The 25,245-nt window shown below is 69.7% G+C and carries 23 protein-coding genes; 16 read left to right on the forward strand and 7 right to left on the reverse strand.

The features are described 5' to 3' along the window. Positions 1–181 precede the first annotated feature (181 nt). The 6 genes from OERS_RS14925 (at position 182) to OERS_RS14950 (ending at position 6,717) form a co-directional block, all read left to right on the forward strand. Positions 182–2,956 carry a hypothetical protein gene (locus OERS_RS14925; RefSeq protein WP_139107863.1) on the forward strand — a complete coding sequence of 925 codons (2,775 nt, stop codon included), beginning with the start codon at positions 182–184 and terminating at the stop codon, positions 2,954–2,956. A gap of 124 nt (positions 2,957–3,080) precedes the next feature. Continuing rightward, entirely contained in the window at positions 3,081–4,415 is a 1,335-nt protein-coding gene (locus OERS_RS22280; protein WP_139107864.1) for a M15 family metallopeptidase, read from the forward strand. Positions 4,416–4,467: 52 nt separating this feature from the next. Further along, positions 4,468–5,589, forward strand: coding sequence for a hypothetical protein (locus OERS_RS14935; protein ID WP_068626630.1), 1,122 nt, complete (start codon positions 4,468–4,470; stop codon positions 5,587–5,589). Further along, entirely contained in the window at positions 5,589–5,870 is a 282-nt protein-coding gene (locus OERS_RS14940; RefSeq protein ID WP_068626631.1) for a hypothetical protein, read from the forward strand. Before OERS_RS14935 ends, OERS_RS14940 begins: the two co-directional genes overlap by 1 nt. 33 nt (positions 5,871–5,903) lie before the next feature. After that, positions 5,904–6,116, forward strand: a complete 213-nt coding sequence (locus OERS_RS14945) for a hypothetical protein (protein WP_068626633.1) — start codon at positions 5,904–5,906, stop codon at positions 6,114–6,116. Between the two features lie 127 nt (positions 6,117–6,243). Continuing rightward, positions 6,244–6,717, forward strand: coding sequence for a DUF4192 family protein (locus tag OERS_RS14950; protein WP_169834236.1), 474 nt, complete (start codon positions 6,244–6,246; stop codon positions 6,715–6,717). A gap of 74 nt (positions 6,718–6,791) precedes the next feature. Here the strand turns inward: OERS_RS14950 and OERS_RS14955 are convergent, their stop codons facing one another. Both OERS_RS14955 and OERS_RS21590 read right to left on the reverse strand, forming a co-directional pair. Continuing rightward, complete coding sequence (locus OERS_RS14955) at positions 6,792–7,349, reverse strand: hypothetical protein (RefSeq protein ID WP_068626637.1); 558 nt, start codon at positions 7,347–7,349, stop codon at positions 6,792–6,794. A 149-nt stretch (positions 7,350–7,498) separates the two neighbouring features. Then, positions 7,499–7,675, reverse strand: a complete 177-nt coding sequence (locus OERS_RS21590; RefSeq protein ID WP_169834237.1) for a hypothetical protein — start codon at positions 7,673–7,675, stop codon at positions 7,499–7,501. A gap of 245 nt (positions 7,676–7,920) precedes the next feature. Between OERS_RS21590 and OERS_RS14960 the strand changes: the two genes are divergently transcribed. Then, positions 7,921–8,526 carry a TetR/AcrR family transcriptional regulator gene (locus OERS_RS14960; protein ID WP_068626639.1) on the forward strand — a complete coding sequence of 202 codons (606 nt, stop codon included), beginning with the start codon at positions 7,921–7,923 and terminating at the stop codon, positions 8,524–8,526. Positions 8,527–8,602: 76 nt separating this feature from the next. Next, positions 8,603–9,598, forward strand: a complete 996-nt coding sequence (gene gap, locus OERS_RS14965; protein ID WP_068626641.1) for a type I glyceraldehyde-3-phosphate dehydrogenase — start codon at positions 8,603–8,605, stop codon at positions 9,596–9,598. An 835-nt stretch (positions 9,599–10,433) separates the two neighbouring features. Here gap and OERS_RS14975 read toward each other — a convergent pair. Then, the gene (locus OERS_RS14975) at positions 10,434–11,318 is read right to left on the reverse strand and encodes a hypothetical protein (protein WP_068626645.1); all 885 of its coding nucleotides are present in this window, start codon (positions 11,316–11,318) and stop codon (positions 10,434–10,436) included. Between the two features lie 90 nt (positions 11,319–11,408). Between OERS_RS14975 and OERS_RS14980 the strand changes: the two genes are divergently transcribed. The 6 genes from OERS_RS14980 to OERS_RS21220 all read left to right on the forward strand — a co-directional run bounded on the left by OERS_RS14980 (position 11,409) and on the right by OERS_RS21220 (position 16,107). Beyond that, positions 11,409–12,533 (forward strand): site-specific integrase, encoded by a 1,125-nt coding sequence (locus OERS_RS14980; protein ID WP_083201506.1) that lies wholly within the window; start codon positions 11,409–11,411, stop codon positions 12,531–12,533. Continuing rightward, positions 12,530–13,342 (forward strand): hypothetical protein, encoded by an 813-nt coding sequence (locus tag OERS_RS14985; RefSeq protein ID WP_139107865.1) that lies wholly within the window; start codon positions 12,530–12,532, stop codon positions 13,340–13,342. The genes OERS_RS14980 and OERS_RS14985 overlap by 4 nt, the downstream gene beginning before the upstream one ends. A 505-nt stretch (positions 13,343–13,847) precedes the next feature. Further along, the gene (locus OERS_RS14990) at positions 13,848–14,237 is read left to right on the forward strand and encodes a hypothetical protein (RefSeq protein ID WP_068626648.1); all 390 of its coding nucleotides are present in this window, start codon (positions 13,848–13,850) and stop codon (positions 14,235–14,237) included. A 246-nt stretch (positions 14,238–14,483) separates the two neighbouring features. After that, positions 14,484–14,870, forward strand: a complete 387-nt coding sequence (locus OERS_RS14995; RefSeq protein WP_068626650.1) for a hypothetical protein — start codon at positions 14,484–14,486, stop codon at positions 14,868–14,870. Positions 14,871–14,936: 66 nt separating this feature from the next. Beyond that, on the forward strand, positions 14,937–15,545 hold the full coding sequence (locus tag OERS_RS15000) for a hypothetical protein (protein ID WP_068626652.1): 609 nt from the start codon (positions 14,937–14,939) through the stop codon (positions 15,543–15,545). 133 nt (positions 15,546–15,678) lie between these two features. Continuing rightward, entirely contained in the window at positions 15,679–16,107 is a 429-nt protein-coding gene (locus tag OERS_RS21220; protein ID WP_139107866.1) for a hypothetical protein, read from the forward strand. On the opposite strand, the gene OERS_RS15010 is transcribed toward OERS_RS21220, so the two are convergent. Next, positions 16,091–16,711 (reverse strand): hypothetical protein, encoded by a 621-nt coding sequence (locus OERS_RS15010; RefSeq protein ID WP_068626656.1) that lies wholly within the window; start codon positions 16,709–16,711, stop codon positions 16,091–16,093. The genes OERS_RS21220 and OERS_RS15010 overlap by 17 nt on opposite strands. A gap of 200 nt (positions 16,712–16,911) precedes the next feature. Between OERS_RS15010 and OERS_RS15015 the strand changes: the two genes are divergently transcribed. Beyond that, on the forward strand, positions 16,912–17,199 hold the full coding sequence (locus tag OERS_RS15015; protein ID WP_056761917.1) for a hypothetical protein: 288 nt from the start codon (positions 16,912–16,914) through the stop codon (positions 17,197–17,199). 237 nt (positions 17,200–17,436) lie between these two features. Continuing rightward, positions 17,437–18,117 carry a PAS and ANTAR domain-containing protein gene (locus tag OERS_RS15020; protein WP_169834238.1) on the forward strand — a complete coding sequence of 227 codons (681 nt, stop codon included), beginning with the start codon at positions 17,437–17,439 and terminating at the stop codon, positions 18,115–18,117. A gap of 78 nt (positions 18,118–18,195) precedes the next feature. Here the strand turns inward: OERS_RS15020 and OERS_RS15025 are convergent, their stop codons facing one another. From OERS_RS15025 to OERS_RS15035, 3 genes are all read right to left on the reverse strand, one after another. Beyond that, positions 18,196–21,186: a glycoside hydrolase family 3 C-terminal domain-containing protein gene (locus OERS_RS15025; protein WP_068626659.1), complete on the reverse strand. Its 2,991-nt coding sequence runs from the start codon at positions 21,184–21,186 to the stop codon at positions 18,196–18,198. 152 nt (positions 21,187–21,338) lie between these two features. After that, positions 21,339–21,752, reverse strand: coding sequence for a hypothetical protein (locus OERS_RS15030; protein WP_068626661.1), 414 nt, complete (start codon positions 21,750–21,752; stop codon positions 21,339–21,341). Between the two features lie 123 nt (positions 21,753–21,875). Further along, the gene (locus OERS_RS15035) at positions 21,876–24,245 is read right to left on the reverse strand and encodes a glycoside hydrolase family 3 N-terminal domain-containing protein (RefSeq protein WP_231907772.1); all 2,370 of its coding nucleotides are present in this window, start codon (positions 24,243–24,245) and stop codon (positions 21,876–21,878) included. Positions 24,246–25,245: the final 1,000 nt, after the last annotated feature.

Below are 25,245 nucleotides of genomic sequence, written 5' to 3' on the forward strand. Positions count from 1 at the left end.
GCCCCCCGGGCCGTGGTTGGTCTCGGTGCGCGGGTTGCGTCCACCGCCCGCTCACAGGTTCACCCGGTCTCCGGCCGGGAGCTGCCCGGTTTTCTCCGCATAGGGGATGGGTAGGGACCTCGCGGCTTCCGCTCGTGCAACGGCACGAAGGTCGCGCCCCGGACCCAGGAAGAAGGAATCCATGTCTGAGAGGACCGCAAGGCCGCGTGGCGGCCCCGAGAAGCGCCGCCGCGGGGAGAAGATCCTCGCCGGTGTGACGGCAAGCACCCTGCTCGGTACTGGCCTGATCGCGGGCCTGGTACCTACGGCTGCTGCTGGCCCAGGTGGAGGCATCAACATCGACCTTCCCTACACGAGCAACCAGGCCGTCCTCGGTCAGGCCTGGGCTCCGGAGGGCACCCCCGCCGGCACGGCCGTCTACTGCATCCAGGTGACGGAGTACAACCAGCCTGGTGCCGGTGGCGCGGGCACGATCGGTGCCACCGAGAGCGTCGAGCACCCGACGATGGCGTTCATCTACGCCAACTTCTCGGGCTCCGCTGACCAGGTCACGCAGGCCGCGATCAGCTACCTCACGCACACGACGTTCGAGCGTGACGGGGCGTACTACGGCGGTGCCGCGAACGCAAAGGCGCAGATCGAGGCGAACACCCCGCAGAACATCAAGGACCGTGCGGCCGAGCTCGTGGACTCCGCGACCAAGTTCGGCGGCCCGTACACGATGACGGACGCCAGCACCTCGACGGACGACCGCCGCGTGGGCGCCGTCAACAACGTCGGCGTGCGCGGAGCGTCCGGCAACACGTACATCCCCGGCCTGGACCTGACGGTCACGATGACCGGCCCGGCCGTCTTCGACACCAACGGCAACGGCTTCCCCGACGCGGGCGAGACCAACGTCTGGACCGGCAAGAGCACCGATGGCCCACAGTCCCTCCAGTGGGTCTCCACCGGCAACGGTGACGTCCGGTGGCAGCAGCGCTCCACGGGCTCGCTCCCCAAGACGGTGCTCCTGGCTGCGGCCGGCGCTGGACGTCAGGACGTGGCGTTCCTCGGTCCCCACGACCCGTTCTCCATCGTCAGCCCGGAGAAGACCTTCTCGGTCATCTACGACTTCACGCCGACCATCTCCAGCCTCGTCCCGAACAAGTTCACGCCCCGCGGCACCGCGCTCACGGACACCGTGACCGTCGGCGCACAGGCGCCGGACCCGTGGATCACTCACGACAGCGCGAAGACCGACCCGGTCGACGTCACCGTCGAGGGCACGCTCTACGGCCCGTTCACCGAGCCGCAGGATGCCTCGGACGAGGTCCCTGCCGGGGCTCCCGTCGTTGCGACGCGCACCCTGACGTTCGACGGTGCTGGCACCCAGACCGTCGGCGAGGACATCAACGCCGACGACTCGGGCTACTACACCTGGGTCTGGACCTACGCCCGCGCGAACCAGACGACTGCCGACCAGCAGTTCCTGCGTCCCGGCAACCAGCCGGGCGGCGCGGACTTCATCACCGACGGGTTCTTCACCGAGGGTGAGGTCATCGTGGGCCAGATGGAGGTCGAGCTCGCATCCGAGCGCGACAACCAGTTCGTCCTGCCCGACTCCGCCAAGGGCACTCCGATGCTCGCGGCCCAGGCTGACCCGTGGGGTGGCCTCGGCGACTCCTTGACCGTCACCCTCCCCGAGGGCCAGGTCTGGCTGAAGAACGAGCTCGGCGACCCCGTCGAGTTCCACGCTGACGGCACCCTGTACGGTCCGTTCGACGTCCCGACCGCTCCCGGTGAGACCCCCGCCGGCGCACCCGTCGTCGCGACGGAGCGCCTGTCGTTCACCGAGCCCGGCACCAAGCACACCCAGGCCGAGCATCAGGCGTTCGCCGAGGGCTTCTACACCTGGGTCTGGACGATCGACAAGGACGCTCAGGACCCCGAGGACAAGGACTTCCTCAAGGAGTCCGTCTCGGACATGTTCATGACCGAGCTGGAGACCACCTCGGCCCTGCACACCCTGGAGCACTCCTCGCTCTCGCGTGAGTACAACGTCCACATCGGTGGGCGCGCCTTCGACACCGTCGACATCGACGGCTTCCCCGCAACCCACACCGAGTTCGAGGGTGAGGGCGGCTGGATCGCCGACGTCGACACCGCCACGGTGAAGGTCTACGGTCCGTTCGCGGACGAGTTGGTCTTCGACTCGGCTGAGGTGCCTGCTGGCGCCCCGGTCCTGACCGAGCAGGTCATCGACGCCGTCGACGGCACGTTCCGCATCGGGTGGGGCGAGGGCAACGAGGTCATCCCGACCAAGCCTGGCTACTACGTGTTCGTCTATGAGTTCGAGGGCGACGCCCGCGTGCAGGCGTTCAGCTCGCCGTTCAACGACGAGATGGAGCGCTTCTTCGTCCCGGGTACGCCCGTGACGCCGGAGGTCCCCAGGACTCCTGAAGAGGTCAAGGTCGTCACGCAGGCCACCCCCGAGGTCAAGGTCGGCGAGAACTTCGACGACACCGCCAAGGTCACCGGCGACGTCCCCGAGGGCGCCGAGCTCGTCTTCCGCGCCTACGGCCCCCAGGAGTCGGGCGCGACCCCGGTCTGCACCGGCGAGCCGGTGTTCACCTCCGCGGAGATCCCGGTCACCGGTGAGGGCGACTACAAGTCGGGCACGACCAAGGTCGACTCGGTCGGCAAGGTCTACTGGGTCGAGACCCTGTACGACGAGTCCGGCGAGGTCCTGCACGAGGGCGAGTGCGGTCTGCCGAACGAGACGACGAACGTCGTCGACGGCGGCGGCAACCAGGCTGCGAACACGACCGGCGCGAAGGACCTGGCCAAGACCGGTACCCAGGCGGGTATCGTCGCGGCCCTGGCCCTGGCGCTGACCGCTGGCGGCATCGCACTGGCCGTCGCTTCCAAGCGTCGCCGCGCGGCGGCTTCTGCCGGTAGCGACCTGGAGGCGTGAGTCTCGTCAGGTAGGTGCCCGCAGGACTGGGGCGCCTGACCAAGAACCGGGGTGCTGGGCCGAGATGGCCTGGCACCCCGGCTCTTTGCGTACCCGGGCCCGCGTTCAGCGCATAGGTGAGTGCATGAGCCCGAAGGCGCGAGAGTTCACCATGCCCGCTGACGCGGCGGTCGACCTGAGCACGCCACAAGCAGCTCAGGCCGAGACCGTCCCTGCCCCCACCACCCGGGCAGAGGCCAAGGCCCGTCAGGCCCAGGCGCAGACCGCGGTCCGGCGACGCCCACAGGTGCGCAGGTCCGCGTCGGGGCGCAGCCCGTCCCACCGTGCCCGCCGCTCGATCCCTGCGCGCCGCGGTGCGGCGTTCGGGGTGAGCCTAGTCATGGTCACCACGCTGGTCGGCGGCGGCTCCGTGGCCACGCTGGCCGGGGGCGAGGGCTCCCCGAACCCCACGCCGCTCGCGGCGACCCTGGTGCTCGGGGAGGATGCCGCCCAGGGGCAGGCTGACCGCGACGAGCGGGTCTGGCTCGATGAGCAGGACCGGGTCGTGGACGCTGCGCAGTCGGTGGCGGTGCGCGGGCAGGCCCTGCGGACCGAGCAGGAGGTGCGCTCAGACCTTGCGGCACGTGTCGCCGCCGTCGAGTCCTCCGTCATGCAGGCCTCCGCCGCCGCAGACACCCCCGTCCCGCTGGCCCCAGCCTCCCAGGCAGCGATCGTGGACGCCGTGGAGGTCGTGACCCCCGTGCAGGTGATCCCGGCCGACCCTGGGCCCCTGCACGACCAGGAACGCCTGGTGCAGGTCGCCGAGCAGGTCGTGGTCGCCTCGGTGGCCGTGGACGAGCTGCCGATCGAGGACGCGATCGCCGTCGTCGCCTCCATCGAGCTCGCCGAGACCGAACGGCTGGGCGCCGAGGTCGAGCTGCAACGCCTGGCCGAGGAGGAAGCGGCCCGGGTCGAGGCGGCACGCGTCGAAGCCGAACGGCTCCAGGCCCAGCGCGAGGCCGAGGCCAAGGCCAAGAAGGACGCGTCCGCCACCACGCCGGCCACAACCTCCCTCCCGACCATCTCGGGCGCCAACGGTCGCCTGAGCCCCAGCCAGCTGTGCCCGATCAGCTGGGCGCCGAGCTCGCAGATAGCCTGCGCCGCCAGCCAGAGCCTGGACTCGCTCAACGCAGCGTTCGTCGGCGCGTTCGGGCGCAACCTGACGATCTCCGGCGGATACCGATCCTTCTCCGAGCAGGTCTCGACCAAGGCCATCCGCGGCAAGTGGGCGGCGACCCCCGGCACCTCGAACCACGGCTGGGGTCTGGCCGTGGATCTCCGCGGCGGCATCAACTCCTTCTCGTCCCCCGAGTACCGGTGGATGAAGGCGAACGCTGCCCGGTTCGGGTTCGTCCACCCGGAGTGGGCCGAGCCCGGCGGGTCCCTGCCCGAGCCGTGGCACTGGGAGTTCGTGGGCTGAGGTCGCCCGTTCGCCCTGGGACTTACCTGGAGCAGCGCCCCACTCTGAGGTCATGACGACCACGGCGAGCGCACCGATCGAGACCTTCACCGCACACTGGTGCCCGCAGGACGAGAAGATCGTCGAGCCGGTCGTCGTGTACGAGTGCTCGCGCTGCGGTGAGCGGTCCGACGAGCGCCGCTGCCCGACCGACAACATCTTCGCCGCTCGCGTCGAGTCCCCCGGCTGCTCCGAGTGCTTCGACGACGTCGAGGAGATCGAGGCCGTCACCGATCACGACGGCGAGACCGTCCGCGTCGAGGACTATGACCCGCAGGGCGCCTCCCTCGTCGAGCGCGACGCTGTGGCTCGCGCCCAGGCCTCCGCCGCCCAGGCTGAGCGGGTCGCTGAGAAGACCCGCGAGCTGGACGGGCGCGCGGTGACCAAGGCGTGGAGCGAGGTCCGCCCCGGCGACGAGATCCTCGTCCCATCCAACATCGGCTCCCTGCCCCCCGACGAACTGGGCGTCTACGCGGTCGAGGTCGCAGGTCCCGGCGCCCTGGGCGTCGAGCCCGGGTCCGTGATCGCGTTGCTCGACCGGTACGGGCTGCGCGTCGAGGTGCACGCACCCGACGACCAGGCGCGCGTCATCGTCGAGCCGATGGACCCCCAGAACCCCGAACTGTCCCCCGTCTCCGAGCGCATCACCGTCGGCCCCGCCATGGTGCACGGCTCCTCCGGGCACCGGCACATCATGCTGCGCCTGGGCAAGGGTGAGCGCACGACGTACGGCCGCGCCCCGGTCGCCGTCCTGTACGGCTCGTCCTCCCCCACCTCCAATGGGATGGGGAACCTGGGCGCCTTCATCGACCCCCGCGAGGCTCGCGCCTACGCGGACGCTGCCCGCGTCGCGGCCGAGCACCTGGCCCTCGACGGCGGTCGCCGCGACTACGACGACGACGTCAGCACGGAGGTCTCCGACGAGGCGTACATGACCGCCAACCTCTCGCGCTGGGTGCGGTTCGCCCTCGGGACCGACATGGACCAGGACACCACCCAGATCATCCTGGAGCAGGAGAAGGGGCGCGGCTCGTACTCGGCCTGCATCAAGGACAAGGCGGCGATGCTCGCGCTCGTCGACCTGGCCGAGCAAGCCGCAACCTGGCTCGAAGAGCAGGTCGGGGTCCGAGCCTGATGCGCTGCGCCGAGTGCAAGAAGCGGACCGAGCGCCTGGTCCGCGTGGCCAAGTTCGGCGGCGGAAGCTACAACCGTCCCGGCCGCTGGTACGACCGGAGCATCTGCGAGGGCTGCCTCGACGACGGACTCCGGTTCGCCGACACCGAGATCGAGCGCATCTGGCGCGAGCCGAACCGCTTCGCCGGCATGAGCGTGTCGAGCCTGCGCAGGGCCAAGGCGACGCTCCTGGCCCGCCAGAGGCCCAACGAGCCGGCCGACGGAGCCTCGCGGGCTCCTTGACGCTCTCGGGCGCCTGCGCGCATAGGTGCAGTCATGGCCCGAACCACGCGCAAGCGAGCGACCCTGCGGTCCGTCCCGTCGATGTACGACCCGGACGTCGATTCGGCGCTGACGCACACCGCGGACCTGTTCGGGATCTGCCCCACCTGCTCGGCACGTGCCGGGAGCACCGTGCACTGGCCGTGCCCCAAGTCGCTGACCCTCGCCGGGCACGAGCCCACCCCCGAGCCGCCGACCGCCGCATGACCCCGCCAGCGCCCGGTCGTCCGGGCCCGAACTGAACCCGTCGGGGACTTTCCTCGCGACCCGCCCCACGAGCCGGGCGCAACGACCTCGGGCTGGCCGAGGTCGGCCGTGACGGAAGGCTCCGATCGTGACCACTACCTCAGTCATCGACCCCCGCGAAGTGCTGACCCTGATCCCGTACCAGCTCGGGTTCGCCCCCGACCACTCGATGGTCGTGATGTCGCTGACCAGCGACGAGAGCGGTCGCACGAGCTCGGGCACGATCCGCCGCATCGACCTGCCCCCGACCGTGGACCTGGTGTCCCTGGCGGGCTGGGCCGCGACCGAGACCGAGCAGGCTGACGGGGTCCTGGCCGTGATCTACCTCGACGACACCGCCCGGGCGGCGCAGGCTGCCCAGATGCTGCGCCTGCGCCTGGACAACCTGCGGGCCGTGCTCGTGGTCACCGCCGACGGCTGGTTCGACGCCGAGGCCGACGTCCCGGACATCAAGCCCCTGCCGCAGGACGCCACCACCCGCATCGGTGCGGCCATGATCCTGCGCGAGGAGTTCTACGCCCCGACCCGCGAGACGATGATGGGCCAGCCCGAGATCGACTGACCCAGCCCGCGGGCGCCGCCTCTGCTGCGACCGCCCACGACGCCAGCCACCACGACGCGGATCACCGCCGGGATTCACGCACCGGTTGTGGTTCGCGTCGTCTCGCGTTGCGCCACCGCTAGGGCCCGCGCGGCCCCGCGCAGTTCCTCGCGCCACGCCTGGGCCAGGTCGTCGTTCATCGCCGAGTAGTCGTACCCGCCGTAGTCGCCCTCCCCGGGCCGGTCGCCGGCGTTGACCCCGAAGTAGTCCTCGATCTCGACGAGGGAGTTCGCGACGGCCTCCTCCTGGCTGGCCAGGTCCGGGTCGTCCTCGAAGCGCCGCGCGAGCTCGTAGGCCTGCTCGACCTTGCCCCAGTGCTCGCCGAACGCCTGCTCCTCGACGTCGGGCGCCAGCGCGCGCACCTGCTCGCGGGCCTGGGCCTTCCACTCCTGACCGGGTGCGGCGAGCTCGACGGCCTCCACGAGGTCCTCGATGTCGCGTCCGGCGCGGTCCTCGGGCGAGAGCTCGAACGTCGCGTACCGCCCCACGTTCGATCCGCCGAGGGAGTTCAGTCCCCCAGGCGCCTCGTCGACGGGCTTGGTCGCGAACTTGCCGTCGCTGGTGCGCGGGTGGTCGGCCTCGGTGTAGTCCATACCCGTGTGTTGACGGGGACCGCCCGATGGGGCGCTGACCTGGCCGGTTGCCCGGTGCGCGCGGGCCATCGCGTTTTCGGACCTGGTGTCAGGGGGGCAGCAGCAAGGCTCCGACAATGTAGGTTATGCGACCCAGGATTCGAGGCGGGTTAGTCGGTGACCGGCATCCACTCGCGGGCGAGGAACGTCTCGAATGCTGGCGTCAGCGGTCCCCATCCGCCCCACTGCTCGAGTGCCGTGCGCTCGTGCTCGTCGGATGTACGACCGTCGAGGGCCCGCAGAGTTGTCAGTGCGTTCAGGCCCCAGCGGGCGATACTCAAGTTCATACCTCGCACATTTGCGGCAGGGACCACCAGTGTCGCCTGTCATCCGGGCTTCATGTGTGCGCCGGCAGCGTTCTGCCCCCTGGCAAAAGCGCGCCTTGCGCTCAGGAGGCGCGCGATTCGTTGAGTCGGCCGCAGGCCTGAGTGGAGGCCTCTGCCAAGCATCTTGTCCTCGACGACATCGACGTGCTGCCCGTCCAGGGACACACAACATCACCTCTGTACGTACTAGGTGTTACAGTCAGATCATGGCAGTACACGAACGACTCGCCCCGCGTCCCGGATCACGAGAGCGCCTCACCGAGGCGATGGCCGAGCTCCTCTGGGAACGCGGTTACGCCGCGACGAGCCCCCGGGATGTGATGGCCCGCGCCGACGTGGGCCAGGGCAGCATGTACCACCACTTCGACGGCAAGCACGGCCTTGCCTTGGAGACGCTCGGTGCCGTCGCGGAGCATCTCATGGCCGAGGCCGTCGAGAGTGAGGGGGAGGGAACCGCGATCGAGCGGCTCCGCCGCCGGTTCTCGTACCCGCGGCCGGGCCTCCTCGGGTGCCGGCTCGGGCGGATGACCCAAGACCCCCAGGTCGTCGAGGACCCTGACCTCCTGAAGATCGTCAGCGACGCGTTCGAGACCGCCGCCGCCCAGTGGGCGGCGCTCGTCGCCGAGGCTGTCGCCGACGGCGACCTGCCCGCGACCACAGACCCCGACGAGCTGGCGAGCACGCTCGCCGCCGTCGTCCAGGGCGGCTACGTGCTCGCCCGGGCCCAGGGCTCGCAGGAGCCCATGGACGCCGCCGTCCGCGGTGCGCTCGCGCTGCTCGAGGCCGCCCGCCCCCGACCTGTGCAGGGCTGACCGCCCGCACACCGCGCAGGGCAGGGCAGCAGCCTCGCGCTCCCCCACCACCACCACACCCACCTGGAGGACGCTCATGACAGTACGCATCGGCATCAACGGATTCGGTCGGATCGGGCGCAGCTACCTGCGCGCGGCGCTGAGCAGCGCCGCGGACGTCGAGGTGGTCGCGATCAACGACATCACCGACGCGCGGACCCTCGCCACGCTCCTCGAGTGGGACTCGGTCTCCGGGCACCTCGACGGCGTGAGCACCGACGGCTCCACGCTCACCGTCGCCGGCTCGACCATCCGGGTGTTCGCCGAGCGCGAGCCCGCCCGCATCCCGTGGTCGGAGGTCGGCGTCGACGTCGTCATCGAGGCGACAGGGTTCTTCACCGACGCGGCCAGCGCTCGCCAGCACCTCGAGGGCGGTGCCCGCAAGGTGATCATCTCCGCACCGGCCAAGGGCGAGGTCCCGGCCGTCGTGCTCGGCGTGAACAGCGACGCGCTCGACCTCACGCAGGACGTGTTCTCGAACGGCTCGTGCACCACCAACTGCCTGGCCCCGATGGTCAAGGTGCTCCACGACGCGTTCGGCGTCGAGTCCGGCATCATGACGACGGTCCACGCCTACACGAGCGACCAGCGCCTGCACGACGCCCCGCACAGCGACCTGCGCCGTGCCCGGGCCGCCGCGCTGTCGACCATCCCGACGTCCTCGGGTGCCGCCGCCACGATCGGCAAGATCATCCCTGAGCTCGAGGGCCGGCTCACCGGGCTCTCGCTGCGCGTGCCGGTCCCGGTCGGGTCGATCACCGACCTCACGGCGGTCCTCTCGCGACCAGCCACGGCCGCCGAGGTGAACGAGGCGTTCCGGGCCGCCGCGCAGACGTCAGGGCTGTCTCCGTACCTGCAGTACTCCGAGGCGCCGCTCGTCTCGGCCGACATCGTCGGCAACCCGGCGTCGGCGATCTTCGACGCGCCGCTCACCGAGAGCCTCGGCACGCAGGTGAAGATCTTCGCCTGGTACGACAACGAGTGGGGCTTCTCGAACCGGCTCGTCGAGCTATCCCAGCTCGTCGCGGGCTGACCGACCCGCCGGCTAGCCGTCCTACGCGGTGACATCTACGAGGTGCTCGTCGACCCAGGCGAGCACCTCGTAGACGCACCGGGACAGGGCCGGCCCGGCGGGACAGGGCAAAGTCGTGCGCCCGCCGGGCACCAGGACGAGCGCGACATCCCGGCCCCTGCGTGGTGCCAGCCCCGCACGGATCGTGGAAGGCGACGCGGACCAGGCCCGGCGCATCCTCGAGCAGATGGCCGAGAACGACGACCGCCGCGACATGGACGATGCCGACCGCGCCGCCGACGTCAACCACCGCACTTGGACCGGCCTCGACAACGACGGCCCGTGCTCAACCTCGCTGCGGGATTTGCTGCGCCGCACCTCGACGGGCTCCTCGCCGAGCAACGTGAACGCCTCGGCGATGCTCAGCCCTCACGGGCGCTCACCGTCCTCGACCAGGCGGCGGACCGCGTGCCAGACCGCAGCGTGCCAGCGTGCTCGACGCGACAGGAATCGGCATGTCAGTGGGCGGTCCCATCTCCGGGGCACCGAGTACGTCCGGAGACCATCTGCCAGGCCCTCTACGTCAAAGCAGACGGTCGTCTCGAACGCGAGGTCGCTGCGGGGCTCGACCAGACTCAAGGCACGGGGCAACGAATAGCGAGAGGCTCAGCCCAATAGCATCGCGATGCCATCGCCGCCAGCCCACAGGTCGTCATGGACGCCCAGCCTCACCAGCACTACTTCGTGAAGCAGGTCCCCGAGTCGCAGGGAGTCCGCTTGCGCATCGCGAAGTTGATGCAGTAGCCGCCGGGCACCTTGCCGCCACTCGCACCGAAACGGACCGCCATCGCGAGGATCAGGCGAACGAAAGGGAGTGAGAGGTGGTCTCCTCGTCCCCGAACTCGGACGTCCACGTCAGAGTCGCTTCGTACTCCCTGGCGACCCCCATCATGAGGATGAGCGGATAGCTCGACGTGCCCCCGTTCGGCGCGATGTCACGAGGACGCTCCCACCCATCCATGCGCGCTGGCAGGGCACCTCCATCTACAGGCTCCAGCGACAAGCGCACCTCTCGGGCGACCGCGTTGCCGCTGTTGATGACCACGACGCGTGTGCCTACGGTGCGGTACTTCATTCTGCCTTTCGAGTCCTGGTACTGCTTGCGCCTCGACTCGTACGTTGCGCGCAACGCGGGCTTCTCGTCTTCCCGTGCGGGCGCTGCAGGAGTCGAGAGGTTCAGTTCAGCCAGGTCGTGCTCAAGGGCAGAGCGGACCTTCATCTTGAGCTCGTCGATCGACGCGAACTCCCCGTACAGCGCACGGATGCGCAGGTCGGCCTTGACGTCCTTGAGGTGCGTCAGCTGCCCGATGTCGATCTGGTTGATCGGCACGTCGGCCGACGAGAAGTACACGTGGACGGGCTTGCCGACCTCGTTCGCCTCGATGATCTCCTCGACCGTGCCCGACGGGTAACGCTTGGTTGCCTGGCCCAGGCGGGCGAAGAACACTCCGATGACGATGTCCGCTCGGTCCAGCAGCTGTTTGTTGATCGCCCCCTGGGGCGTGTCGGACATCACCGGCACCGCGTTCACCTCCCACCGCAGTGGCATTAGCACAACGCCCTGGCGTTCTGCGCGATCGGCGTTCCACTGGTGGATCGCCTGCTCGACCGCATCCCGCTCCGCAGCGGTATCGCTCGGCGAAGCGATCAGGACGCTAACAACGTTCGCTGCGAAGGTCATGGCCAGATCCTAGAGCCAAGGCCTCGTGGGGGCCGCCAGTCGCCGGGCCGCGATTCATGCCGGGTGGGAGGCGATGGCTAGATTCGAGGTGTGGACCCCCAGGACGGCGCACTGATCGCCCACCCCAGCGCGCACAGGCCGGTCGAGACGATGGCCGTGAGCGCCGAGGCGATCGTCTACGCCCAGGGGGCCTTGGCGCCGAGCACGTGGGCCGCGTACACCGCGGACTGGGCGCGCTTCACCCGCTGGTGCCAGGACCAGGGCGTGGACCCGCTGCCGGTCGGTCCGGCCGCGCTCGTGGAGTACATCGCCTCGCACGCCAAGCTCGTCGACGTCGACGGGCGCCCGACGTACTCCCCCGCCACGATCAGCCGCTGGATCTCCTCGATCAACGCCGTGCACTCTCGCGAGGGCATGGCTGCCCCCGGTGCCCACCCTCAGGTGAAGGTCGTCCTGGCCGGGGTGCGGCGCCTGTCGGGTGCGGCCCGCCCGACCCGGCGCGTGGCGCCCCTGATGCGTGACGACCTGGCCCACGTGCTCGAGGTGGCGCGCGAGGGCACCTACCCGGGCGGGGTCCACGCCGCCCGCGACGCGTGCCTGCTGCTCTTCGGCTTCGTCGGGGCGTTCCGCCGCGAGGAGCTGTCCCGGCTGCGGGTCGCTGACGTCACGCGCCACCGCGACGACGGGCTGCACGTCAAGGTCCGCCGGTCCAAGACGGACCAGGAGAGCCGCGGTGCGGTCAAGGCGCTGCCGTACGGCCAGCGGCCCATCACGTGCGCTCCGTGCGCGTTCGTCCGCTGGGTCCACGTGCTCGACGCCGGGCACGACCGCGCGCAGGTCATGGCCGCGGTGTTCGAGGTCGCGGGCGGGGCGGGGCACGTGTGCCGCGCCCCGGAGTTCGAGGCGCACTCGCTCGACGGCGACCGCCCGCTGTTCCCCGTCGTGCACCGGTCGGGCCGAGTGCAGCCGGACGCCATGGGCGGGCACGGCGTGAACCTGGTGGTCAAGCGTCGGACCATGGCCGCGGGGCTGGACGCCTCCCGATTCGGGGGCCACTCGATGCGGGCGGGCTTCGTGACGCAGGCGGTCCGTGCGGGCGCGTCCTCGCTGGAGGTCATGCGCCAGACCCAGCACACGAACCCGGCGACCGTCGCGGTGTACTCGCGCGACAACGACCCCCTGGCCGGCAACGCCGTGACCAGGCTCGGCCTGTGACTCGGGCCGACCCCGGCGCCTGGGCGCTTTTCGTGGACTGGTGCACCGCAACCGGGCGCCGTCCGCTCCCGGCCCGGCCCGCGGACATCTCGGCCTTCCTTGCCCAGGTCCCCTCCGCGCCCAGCACGACGCTGGGCCGGGTGCGCGCGATCCGTGCGGAGCACGAGCGCGCCGGGCTGGTCCCACCGCTACCTGCGACCCACGACGTCCCGCCGCCGGGCCCCTCGCGGGCGGGGTCCGGGTGGCTGGACCCGGCCGAGGCCATCGCGCGCTGCTCCCCCGGTTCGATCCGGGACCGCCGTGATGCGGTGATCGTGATGGCGCACCAGATGCTCGGGCTGACCGCCCGTCAGGTCGCCTCGGCGCGCACGACCCCGGCCGCGTGGGAGGTGGCCGGGGTGCCCCTGACGTCCGGGCAGGACGTGTGCCCCCAGTGCGTGCTCGCGCGCTGGCTGGTCGTCCACCGCGAGCTCGTCCCGCACGGTTCGCGGGGTGGGGCGCAGCACGTGGTGCGTCACGCCGGCGAGGGGCACGTGTGCCAGGGACCGGTGCCCGCCGTCGAGCCGGGCGCCCCGCTCCTGGTCGCCCTGGACCGTCACGGTCTGCCGGGCCAGGTTCCGATCTCGGCTCGCACCGTGGCCCGTGTGTGCGCCGCCCGGATGTCCTTGGACGCACCGGCCGCGCGCACCCGGCCCCTGGTCCCGTTCGACCGCGAGCAGGTGGGGCGTGAGCTCGACGAGCTGCTCGCCAGGCTCGACGAGGCGGTCGCGCTCATGGAGGCCTCGGTCGGCGCACACGAGGTGAGGTAGTGCGGCGCCCATGCGTCTACCCATGCGTCTACGGAGTTGATTCTGGACGTATCAGGATGCACGATCGGCACATGCACCCACCCCGAAGTCGTTGGAATCTCGCCGATTTTGGAGTCAGGACGATCGTGGGTGCACCCACTCGGGTGGGAGTTCGAATCCCACCCGGGGCACCTCTACGTCAGGCCCGTGACCTGCGGAAGCACTCCATCTCGCCCCTCTCAGAGCGGCCAGATGTGACGACCGTTTCACGTAGGCATCCAGAAGCACCTCGAAACGGCCAGGTGCTGTACGACACATCCCAGAGGCGCCTGGACATCAGCGGCTCTGCGCGCCTGAGGCGACCGCGGCACGGCCCCGTCGCGCCGGGCCGGCGTGGTTCGTCGAGCGACCGGATGGGTACCAGTGCCCATCGCCCGTTGGTGCTGCCGGGTGCGAAGATCCTCGAAGCCCACCGTCACGATCGACCGTCGCGTCCAGCTCGAAGCGCGACGACGAAGGAGCCGTCTTGAGAACTCGACGAATCGCCGCAGCGGTCTTCACGGCCTGCGCACTGCTGCTCGCGACGGCAAGCGGTGCCTCCGCGGGCACGTCGGGCACTGTCTACAGTGCGGGCAGCTACGCGAAGGCGACCTTCGCCCCCAACGACCCGGGGTATCACAGCGCATACGTCAAGGTCATCGACAACCGCAAGGACGGCGCCAGCGCCGTCGCGCAGGTGACGTTCGACGGGACCACCAAGACCTACAGGGCGAGCGACGGTGTGGGCTCGAGCATCACGTGGTTCCCCGGTGGCATCTCACGGGGCGAGTCAGTCTCCGTGCGCGCGTGCCGACAGGACGTCTCGGCCGGCGGCCCGATCAAGGACTGCGGTGCATGGAGGACGTTCATCGGCTAGGCCACGCACGACAAGGCAGGGCGTCGCGCGGAGTGCGCGGCGCCCCGCCTTGTCGGGGGGCGAGCCGTGGGTGGTGCGCGGCGCCTGCCTGGTGACGGTGGCGAGCCCTGCTAGTTCCTACGAATCACGTGCAGGAGAACCATGGCTCTGCCCCCCGACCCCCGCGCGACCGGGGGTCTCGCACCATCGCTCGCCAGCTCGGCTCGTCGCCGACGGCGATGGCTGGTCCCACTCGCGGTATCGCTCGTGCTGGTTCTCATCGCCGTCGCCGCGCTCGTCGTGCACGTCGCGATACGCCCAGATCGTGAACGCCGCGCGAACATCCGTGCGGTGACGACGGCGTTCGACGGCTGCGACCTGGGCCTCGTGGGCGCGAGCATCGACCGTGACGACGGGTTCGTCGACTTCGGGGAGGTGGGGGCGGTCGTGGGCCCCTCCTGGGGGGACGTGGCGTGTCTTGCCGACGCGCTCGAGATGCCGCGGGAGTACCTCACGGAGCTACAGGCCCCCGGGGACGGTCTCGACCAGGAGGAGTACCGGTGGGACGCGTACATGGCGCTGCGCATGCGGACCGGCAGCGAAACCCACGTCTCCGTCTATCACGACTGGTGGGCGAAGCCCTACGAGCGCTGAGCACACAGCCTGGAGCTGACTCACCCCGGCCGCAGCCATCCGCGACACGACTGGAGCCCACCTCGCATGAAGATCACCCGACGACGCGCCCTGACATCCGTCGTCGCCCTCACCATCGCGCTCTCGGGGTGCAGCTCAAGCCCGCCGAGCCCCGGAGAGCCGCAGAGCGCTGCGGAGACGATTCCGCACGATGCGGAGACCGGACAGACTCTCGACGAGGCTCGAGCGTCCATCGAAGCGATCTCGGGTATCGCTGTCACCGAGTTCACCGGTGGTGGTAGACCCAACGTCAAGGGGAACACCGGCTACACGGTCGCCCTCACCATCGAGCCCGGCTACGTCGTGGACTACGGCGACCTGCTGGTCGACTTCGTCGTCTGGTCGGTCTGGTCGGTCGGCGAGGGGTACATGCCGAACACGCAGATCGAGATCAGGACCAGCACCGGCGACGGCGAGCCGTACTTCGACCTGTCCGCGAGCGGCGCCGGTGCTGGGTGGACGTACGGGCCGGTCCGGGAGAGCGCCCAGCACAACACCCTCGTCGTCCCCCTGTCCGAGGACAGCCCCGAGGGCGCCCTCAACCTCAAGAGGCTTGCCCGCGAGGGTGACTGGCCGGGCGCGGTCCCGGACGCGCTTCCAGACGACGTCACCAGGACCGCCGGCCACGACGGATGATGACCCCCGGTGTGCTGCCCGAGCGAAGGCCACGGAGCACCGAGGCCGCTGAAGGCGGTTCGTCTGCGCACCCGCCGGGAACACACCACGGGGCCCGCTACGGGCCGGCCCAGGTCGAGATCAGGAGAGAACCATGACGAAACCACCCGTCCACCCCGTTCCGGCGGACCCGTCGACGGGGCCCGTTCCCCTCGGCTACCCCTACACCGGTGCCCCGTACCCGAGCTACCCGCCAAGGCCAGCGATCCCGCCTGCGGCGTTCACGCGTGGGTACCGGCGAACGGCGTTGGCGCTGGTCTGGATACCGGTCGCGCTGATGGTCGCGGCGGGGGTGCTGAGCGTTGCCCTGCTCGCGTACGCAGACAGCGATCCCACGAGCAACTCCGGCGCAGGCTACCTCGCGCTCTTCGTGTGGGGCGTGATGCTCGTCGGTGGCCCGGTCCTGCTCGGCGCGTTCGTCCCGGGGTGCATCATGCTCTCCCGCTCCGGACAGGCTCGTGCCGTCAGGAGAGCCGCGGGCTGCCAGCCGCCCCCGGTCACGTCGGTCAGACCAGGATCGTGACCACGACGACGAACACCGCGACGAGGACGAGGAGCACGCCGAGCACGACCAGCAGGCTGAGGGCCACGGGGTGGGCCTGGCGCCAGGGAACGAGGCGGGGATCGAGCCTGCGCAGCTGTGCGGGAGTGACCGGCTGGTGGATCGGTGTGAGCGGGACGCCGCGGTGCGCGAGGTCGAGCGCCAGGGCCGAGAGCTGCTCGCGGTCCCACATCTGCCCGACGAGCAGGAGCAGGCGCTTTCGCGGCCCGACCACGACGAGATGATGGGTCGGAGCGGTGCCCATGAATCCCATCTGGTCGATGGTGACCACACGTTCCACGTCGGCGACCGTGAACCTCTTCGGCCGCCCCCAACCCTGCATGGTGACGGAGCCGTCACCGAACGTGACCCGTGACCGGTCAGCCATACGGCGCGCGAGAAGGTACACCATCGGGACCATGGCGAGCACGAGGCACAGATAGCCGAGGGCCAGCCAGACGTTGCGCGTCGTGATCATGGTCGTGAGCGCGTTCAGCCCGAGAAGCGGGACCAGTATCGCGGTCAGGGTCAGGTTGGAGCGCACCACCTGGCGCTTCGCGGCGTCGTGCAGGGTCAGCTCGGTCATGAGACACATCGTCCCATCATCAGCACGGTCACCTACCGCGCTGGGGAGGGTGCCCGCCGTCGTTCTGCTGCACGGCTCGACCGCCGCTGCTGGGCACGCCGAGTGGTCCCCCTGCCGATCGACACAGCGTCTCGGTGCTACGTCGACCGAGCATGGCTGGTGTACGTTCCCCCCGTCGGTTCGACGATCAGGGGGAACACATGTCCGAGGCGGTGCGTCATCCACGACGCGAGATCCCGTGGGGACCGATCGCGATCGTGGCCGCCGGTCTCGCGTTCGTCGCCGTCGGGGTGTTCCTCTCCTTCGGCTCCGACGGCGGGTTCATGTACGACTCCGTCTGGTACTACGCCGACCAGGACGGCGAAGACCTGGCATGGACCACCGAGGCGATCAGGGCCAACCGCGCGATCCTCACTTATGCGAGTACCTTCACGATCTTCGGCCTCGCCCTGGTCGCGCTGGGGTTCCTCCTGCCCCGCGCCGAGTAGCGTTCCTCGTCCCAGCGGACCAGGGCAACCCGAGGCGATCGCGGACCCGACGATCGCTTCGACGGAGGCGCCGACGACGAGACCCGCGGCGCGTACTGCACCTGCGGTACGGCGACGCGCAAGATCACGACCTCCGGTCGAGGTGCCCGATCGCCGGACGCGGGATCCTCGACGGGTGAGGGGCACGAGGTGGTGCCGAGCACCGAGATGAGCCCGCACCCGAAGGAGCCCCGCATCATGACCATCGCCCCCTCCCGGCACGAGCCGGTCACGGCGTCACGCTCCGGCGACGCCGTCGCCACTCCCCCGGTCGGCCAGTTCCGCTACGACCTGGCGTCCGGGTGCTGGTGGTGGTCGCGCCAGACGTACGCCCTGCACGGCTTCGAGCCCAGCGACGTCACCCCCACCATCGAGCTGTTCCTGGCCCACCGTCATCCCGACGACCGTCCCGACGTCGAGGAGGCACTTCGATGCGCCGGTGAGAACGGCGAACCCTTCACGAGCGTGCACCGCATCGTGACCGCCCGTGGACGTGAGCGGACGGTGTGCCTCGTAGGGCAGGGACGCAGGGATCGCACGACCCATCGGGTCGTCGAGGTGATGGGCTACCTGACCGACCTGACCGCCCCCCTCGCTCACCGGGCAGGAGCGCTGGCCCAGGACCAGATCCGGGCGGTCGTCGAGCACCGTGCCACGATCGAGCAGGCGAAAGGCATCGTGGCCCTCACGTGCGACGTCAGCGCGGACGACGCCTTCAGCGTCCTGCGCGCAGCGTCGAACGACCACAACGTGGCCCTGCGCAGGCTCGCGGGCTGGGTCGTCGCGCTGGCCGAGCAGCTGCCGCCGACCGAGGACTGCCGCCGCTCGGTCAGCGAGCTCCTCGAGCACCCGCACGCGCCGCACCCCGGGCGAGGGTGACCGGGAGCAGGAAGACCTTCGCCCCCTCCTGAGCAGCTGGAGGGGGTCGGCTGCTCAGAAGGGGGCGAAGGTCGGCTGTCAGACGTCAGCGCCGACGGGGGTCCGCTCTGACGTGGAGACGGACGAGTCCGCCTTCCGGTGCCGCAGGACGCGGCGGGTCACCATGAACCCGCCGGCCAGGACGAGCAGACCGATCAGCACCGTCGCGCCGATCTGGATGTAGACCCAGGTCGGAGGCGTGTAGCTGACGGTCGCGCCGGGCGCGAGCCCGTTCATGGCGTTGGAGTTCGCGACCGTGAACAGGATGTTGTGGGTCGCTTCCCGGATGTCGCTGACCGCCTTCGCCGACGTGGTGTCCACGAAGGACTTCGACGGCTGGAACGTCAGGGTGAGGTCGGTGCCCGCACTGATGCCCTGGTTCGGGCTCATGTACGGGTACAGGTTGAAGTCCGAGATCGCGAAGCCCTCGAAGCCCCACTCGCTGCGCAGCACGTCCGTCATGAGCGCCTCCGAGCCGCCGGCCCAGGTGGCGCCGATGCGGTTGAACGAGCTCATGATGCCGCCTGCACCGATCGTCGTCTCCGAGATCGTGCCGTCCGCGTCGGACACGTACTGCACGTCCATGGAGATGTTCTTCACGGCCATCTCGAACGGCTTGAGGTAGATCTCGCGGATCGTCTGCTCGGTCGCCCAGGTGGCGATGCCGTTGTTGACGCGGTTGGTCTCCTGCTCGTTGAGCGCGAAGTGCTTGAGCGTGGTGTACATGCCCTTGCTCGCTGCCCCGTTGGCCACCGAGGTCGCCATCGCGCCGGAGAGGAACGGGTCCTCCGAGTAGTACTCGAAGTTACGACCACCGAACGGTGAGCGGTGCAGGTTGATCGCCGGGGCGTACCAGCCGTTGATGTCCTTGAACATCGCCTCGTTGCCGAGCATCTCGCCCATCGCCGCACCGAGCTCGACGTCCCACGTCTGCGCGATGAGGAACTCGGACGGGTAGGCGACACCGTTGATCGAGGAGTTGATGAACGAGGAGAACCCGGCCGGACCGTCGGGCTCGACGGTCTGCGGCTTGGCGATCGAGCCGATCGCGGCCGTCTGGTAGGCACCGTTGAGCAGCATGCTCGTCATGTCGCCGACGGCGATCGAGTCGAGCAGCTCGTCCCACTTCGGGTCGTCCTTCGCGAGGCCACGCATGTCGACGAGCGTCAGGTCGGTCTCGGCGCTGGTCGCGGGCATCTCCCCCTCGAACGCGGCGGCCGCAGCCTCGTCGTCCCAGGGCTCGAAGCCCTCCTGGACTGCCTCGTCGGCGACGAGCATGTCCGCGGTCGGGGCCTTCGGGAACGTCCCCGCGAAGTCCGCGCGGGACATCATGAGGATCTTGCCGTCGGTCGGCTCGGCGCTGAACTGCTCCGAGACGTCGTCGAACTGGTTGGTCACCTCGGCGAGGTCCGTCGAGCGGTGGTTGTCACCGGAGTACACGACGTCGGAGTCCACCGTGTACGTGATCGGCTCCGTGCCCGGAGCGACCGTGTGCGAGTCTGTGCGCAGCGTGATGGCGTAGTCGCCCGCCTCGAGGACGTACGCGGCGTTGTCGAGGTGGTCGTAGGAGGCCATCTCCTCGACCGCGAGGTCGATCGTGACGGTCTCGCTCGCGCCGGGCTCGAGCAGACCGGTCTTGGTGAAGCCGCCGAGCACGACCTCCGACTTCTCGATGCCGCCGGCCGTGTAGGGCGCGCTGTAGTAGAGCTCGACGACGTCCTTGCCCGCGGTCGTGCCGGTGTTCGTGACCTCGACCGTCACGGAGATCTTCCCGTCGACCTCGCCGGCCTCGGTGCTGACGACCTTCCAGGCGAAGTCGGAGTAGCTCAGGCCGTACCCGAAGGGGTAGACGACGGCCTCGTCGTAGTCGATGAAGCCCTCGGCCGCGGCGGTCTCGTAGTAGCGGTAGCCGAAGTAGATGCCCTCGGCGTAGTTCACGAACGGGGCGTCGGACGTGAGCGTGGCGTTGGAGGTGGCCTTCTCGATCGCGGGGACCGGGAAGGACGCCTCGATGTTGTCGTAGACGAACTCACCGAAGTTGGCGAACGTCGGGTCGGCCGTGAAGTCGGCCGCCCAGAGGTCCGCGGTACGGCCGGACGGGTTCACGTCGCCCGCCAGGATGCGGCCCAGGGCGCTGAGGCCCGTGGCGCCCGGCGACCCGGCCAGCAGGATCGAGTCGATCTCAGGGTCGTCCTGGAGGGCGCCCATCTCGATGGTCGTGGAGGAGTTGACCACGACGACCACGTTCTCGAAGCTCGACTTCGCGAGCTCGATCATGTCCTTCTCGTCCTGGTTCAGCTCGAGCTGGTGCTGACCGGGCTCGGCGTTGTCGTCCCAGCCGGTCATGTCCTGCGTGAGGTCGCCGCCCTCACCACCGGGCCGGCCGACGAACACGACGGCGGCGTCGGAGTAGTCGGCGAACGACGCGGACTGCGCCTCGTACTCGCCCACCGGGAGTTCACCGATGTAATAGGTGGAGATGTCGGGGCGGTCCATCTCGATGTACCCCCGGGGGTTCTCCGCAGCGAACGCCTCGATCGTGGTGAAGACCTGGTCGTTCACCTCGAAGCCGGCGTTCTCCAGCCCGGCGCGGGCGGTGACGGCCGAGTTCGTGTCGACCGAGCCGGAGCCCGAACCCCCGAACACCGGGTCCGCGGCCGCGCGACCCAGCATCGTCACGCGCGAGCTCGTCGCCAGGGGTAGCGTGCCCGCCTCGTTCTTCGCCAGGACGATGCCGCCTGCGGCGATCTCCTCGACGAGAGTCTTGGCCGCCTCGTCGACCTCCTCGATGCTGCCGAAGTCGGACGTGTAGTACTCGGTGTCCCAGCCTGCAGACTCGGGCGCGTTCGTGAACTCGTACGTACCGGAGCCGAACTGGGACGCGACCCAGCCGCCCGCGACGTTGAGGCCCACGTTCGCGACGACTGTCACGACGGTCACCGTGGCGAGCACGGGGGCCCAGATCCACAGGTACTTCTTGTTCGACATCGGCTTCTTCTGCCGGTCGGCGTTGTTCGCCTTGGCGTTCACTGCATTCCTCCTCGAGTGCGGGCAGCGATCAGGTCATGGGGATCGCCGGCTTGCGCAGCGGACGTGACGCACTGCCAGCGTCTCGTCGTGATTGGTCGACGGCCCGGTCCGCGGACGTCGTCTGGCCAGGGACCGGGCGGTGCTCCGTAGAGCTACTCCGACACCTCGGAGATCTTTCCGTTCTGGTCGATCTGCCACGTCTGGCCGGTGGCGGCCGAGTCACCCTCGATCGTGAACTTGCCGTCCTTGATGTCGACCGTGCCCTGCACGCGCGACGCTGCGTCCGAGGCCGTGAAGGGCACCACGAGGAGGCCGTACTTGACGGTCGGGGCCTTGACGTCGCTGGCAAGCATGATCTGGGCCCAGGAGTCGTCCTCGGCCAGGGCGTCCGTCACGGCCGTCTTGGCGTTCTCGAGGTCGTCCTTGATGTCGACATCGGCTGCCTGCTCCGCGGAGGCGTTCGCGCCGGAGTCGCTGTCGCCGCTGCCGCAGGCGGTGAGCCCGAAGAGCCCGGTCAGGCCCAGCACGACGCCGAGGCCGGTGGTCAGCACCTTGTTCTGCTTCACTTCTGCTCCTTGATGAGATCCGGCCACGAGCACACCCCGCGGCCCGGGCATCGGCGCGTCCATGGACACGCCGACGCCCGGGTGACCGCCAGCTCGCGCCGACGGCCACCCGGTGCGTGGCCGTCAGTCGGTGATCGGCCCCGAGTAGTTCAGGCCGAAGCCGTAGTCGTACGCGTTGCCCGCGGCGTCCGTGTAGGGCGTCATGTCCTTGGCCACGTCCTCGAGCTGTGCCTCGACCGTGTCCATGTCCTTCGGGAACTGCATCGGCAGGCGGCCCTGCGGCTCGTAGAGACCGAGAGCGACCTCGATGAGCGCCTTGTCGCTCGTGCCGAAGCCCACGACGATCGCGTCGGACCGGCTCTCGAACTCGGCCGGGACGACCGGGTTGATGGCCTTGAGCACGGTGACCACCGGGATGTCCTGGCCGCTGGCCTCGATCGCAGCGACGGCACGGTCGAACGCGTCGAGGTCGGACTCGTTCGCGATGCGCGACGTCTTGCCGAAGTACGAACGGTTCTCCCGGCTCCCGTCGGCAAGGATGTCACCTGAGATGGACGTCTGGCGAACGTTCGCGCCGTCGGCGGTGTAGGGGCGGTACTGCAGGGACAGGGGGTACCACTCACCGGTCGTGGCGTCGCGGCCGGCCTTGGTGAAGTTGCTGCCGCTGTCCGGGCTGTCCATCCCGACCAGGACGAGGTCGACCTCGGACAGGTCGGGAGCGGTGTAGCTCGTGACCTTGCCGTCGGCGTCGGTCACGGCCTCGTCGGTCACGACCTCTGCGAAGAACTCCTTCGCGACCTCGACGTCGATCCCCTCGCCCTCGACGTACTCACCAGGACCGAACGCTCCGTCGAAGCCCGTGTTGTAGTTGCGCGGGATGTAGACGGTCTTGTCCTTCCACGCCGCGGCGTCGGAGGCCGAGATCGTCTCGCCGTCGTTCTTCAGCATGACGACCGAGTCGAGCTGGGCCGAGTAGCCGGCCTCGATCTTGTCGTCGGAGGCGAGGACCTTCTTGGACTCGTCGAGGTCCAGGTAGGCGTTCTCGTACAGGCCCGGGTTGAAGAACATCGTGAGGATGCGCGCACCGGACTCGCGGAACCGGGAGTCGGCGTCGATCTCGTTGACGCCCGCCTCGAAGTCCGCCTGCCACAACGCGTGCGCTGCGAGCACGGGTTCGATCGCATTGTTGCCGCCGAACATGTCGTGCCCGGTCTTGAGGATCTCGTAGTGTCGCTGGTCCACCGTCAGGTCGCCCGCGCCCCAGGCGGTGCCGAGCTTCGCGTCGGGGTCGGTCACGGACGTCGTGACGCTCCAGTCGGTGACGACGACACCCTGGTAGTTGTTGTCCTTGCGGAGCAGGTTCATGCGCGCGTCGTCGTAGGCCGTGCCGACGCGCTCGCCGAACAGCGGCTCACCGTTGCCGTCGAGAGCGATCGAGTACGCGGTCATGACCGCGGCCGAGTCGAGCGAACCGAGGAACGCCTTGGTGTGGGCGTCGAAGTTGTCGCCCGGGTACACGCCGTACTTGCCGACGTCCGTGTGCGACTCGCGGCCGCCCTCGCCCGGACCGTCACCGGCCCAGTGCTTGATCATCGAGTTGACCGACTCCGGCCCCCAGCCGTCCTGGCCCGTCGTGCCCTGGTAGCCCTTGACGTAGGACGCCGCGAGCTCGGTGTTCTGGTCGACGTCCTCGCCGAACGTGCCGCCGACACGCAGCCAGCGCGGCTCGGTCGCCAGGTCGATCTGCGGGCTCAGGGCCGTCGTGATGCCCAGTGCGCGGTACTCCGCGGACGACATCTCGGCGAACGCATCCATGTGCTGGGTGTCGAACGTCGCGGCGAGACCCAGGTTGGAGGGCCAGCGCGAGATGTCCGCGCCCTCGGCGTTGTAGCCGCCGCTGCCTGCCGTCGAACGGGGGTCGGAGGCGAAGTTCACGGGGATGTACGGCTCGTCGGCGGTGGCCAGCGACTCGGTGTACGCCTGCATCGCGTTCGCCCACGTGACCGTAGCCTGGACGTCGCTCGGGCCGGCGTGCAGCACGTTGCGCAGGCGGGAGTCCTTCAGGTACTCCTTCTGGGCGTCGGTGAGCCCGTCCGCCTGGGAACGCTCGTGCGAGCTGAACAGCATGAGACCGGCGATCTGCTCGACCGTGAGCTCCTCGCTCAGGGCCGCCGCGCGGTCCTGAGCGGTCTCGCGCCAGTCCTCCCAGGTGTCGAGGGAGCCGTTGGCGTTCATGTCCTTGAACGCCAGCTTCTTGCCGTCGACCTCCTCGGTCAGGAGCTCGATACCGCTGTCCGCGCCGTAGGAGAGGACCGGTCCGTCACCGGGGTTCGTGACGACCACGAACTCGGTCTTGCCGTCCGTGACCTCACGTGTGGTGAAGGCGCTCGAGTCGTTCGTCTCGTTCTCGTCGGGGGTGCCGCTGGTGCATCCCGCAACCGCGATCAGGGCGATCGCCGAGAGCGCCGCCGCTCCCTTTGCCCCTCTGGTCATCTTCTGGCCTCGTCGTGCCGCCGTAGTCTTCATCGACATCCCATTTCGTCGCGCTTGCGGGTGTACACGTGTGTGTCTCCTTCGACTCTTCAAGTGCTGCCGCGCTCTAGATGCCCCCTCGTGGCAACATCGATCGCGTGGACCTGGGCGACGTCCCCGTCGTTCCTGGTCCGTGCGAAGCTGCGGTTCCTCTGGCACACCTCGTGTCCCATCACCGGAGCCCAGCGCACCCATCACAGCGCGCCCGGCGGCACGCTCCGGCCCGTTCTGCACAACCTGTCGATTTCAGCGCACAAACTGTCGACGGCTCCGAGATCGGGCACGGCGAAGAGGCGCGCTGTCAGTGGCGGAGGGCTTGTCACGCGTCGTCGGCGCCCGCCGTTCCACGGCGCGACGCTGTCGGGGAGCAGGGCGACTCTCGGGGAGCGGGGGCGTGCCAGCCGTCAGACGGCGCTGCGGGACGGACGACCGCGCGCCGCGAAGGCGACCGGGGAAGCAACGGACTTCGAGGGAGCCGTGACAACGGTCTCGCGCGCGATCGGGCTGGCCTCGCCGGGCCCGGGCAGATGCGCGCGGGCAACCGAACACCAGCCCCTGGGTGCGTGCTCTGATCCCGGCCCGGAGCACTGGAGGTTCTGTCCAGCGAGTACGGGGCGGGGTGCCGCGGGTGCCGGGGTCTCCTCGCCCGAGGGGAGGTTCGTGTGTGCGCGTAGCCACCACGATGGTGGTGGCTACGCGCACACACGAGCTGGGGACCCTGCTGTGTTCGCCGGGCAGAGGGCTCGGCGCGGGCCGGGGTCATGGCCGGCGAAGGAGCCGTGCGGTGGCCGTGAGCAAGGGAAAAGGGGCGGGGCCGGGCCCAGGTGCTCGTGCGGCTACGGTGCCGGCCAAGGTCGCGAGCGGACTGGTGCCGGGCAGCGGACGTGGCGCGAGCCGGGGTTGCGGGGCGAGCGATGGGGCCCGGTACGAGGGCCATCGCATGCCGGCCGGGGGCGTGGGT

Source organism: Oerskovia enterophila (genome assembly GCF_001692445.1).
Taxonomy (GTDB): Bacteria; Actinomycetota; Actinomycetes; order Actinomycetales; family Cellulomonadaceae; genus Oerskovia; species Oerskovia enterophila.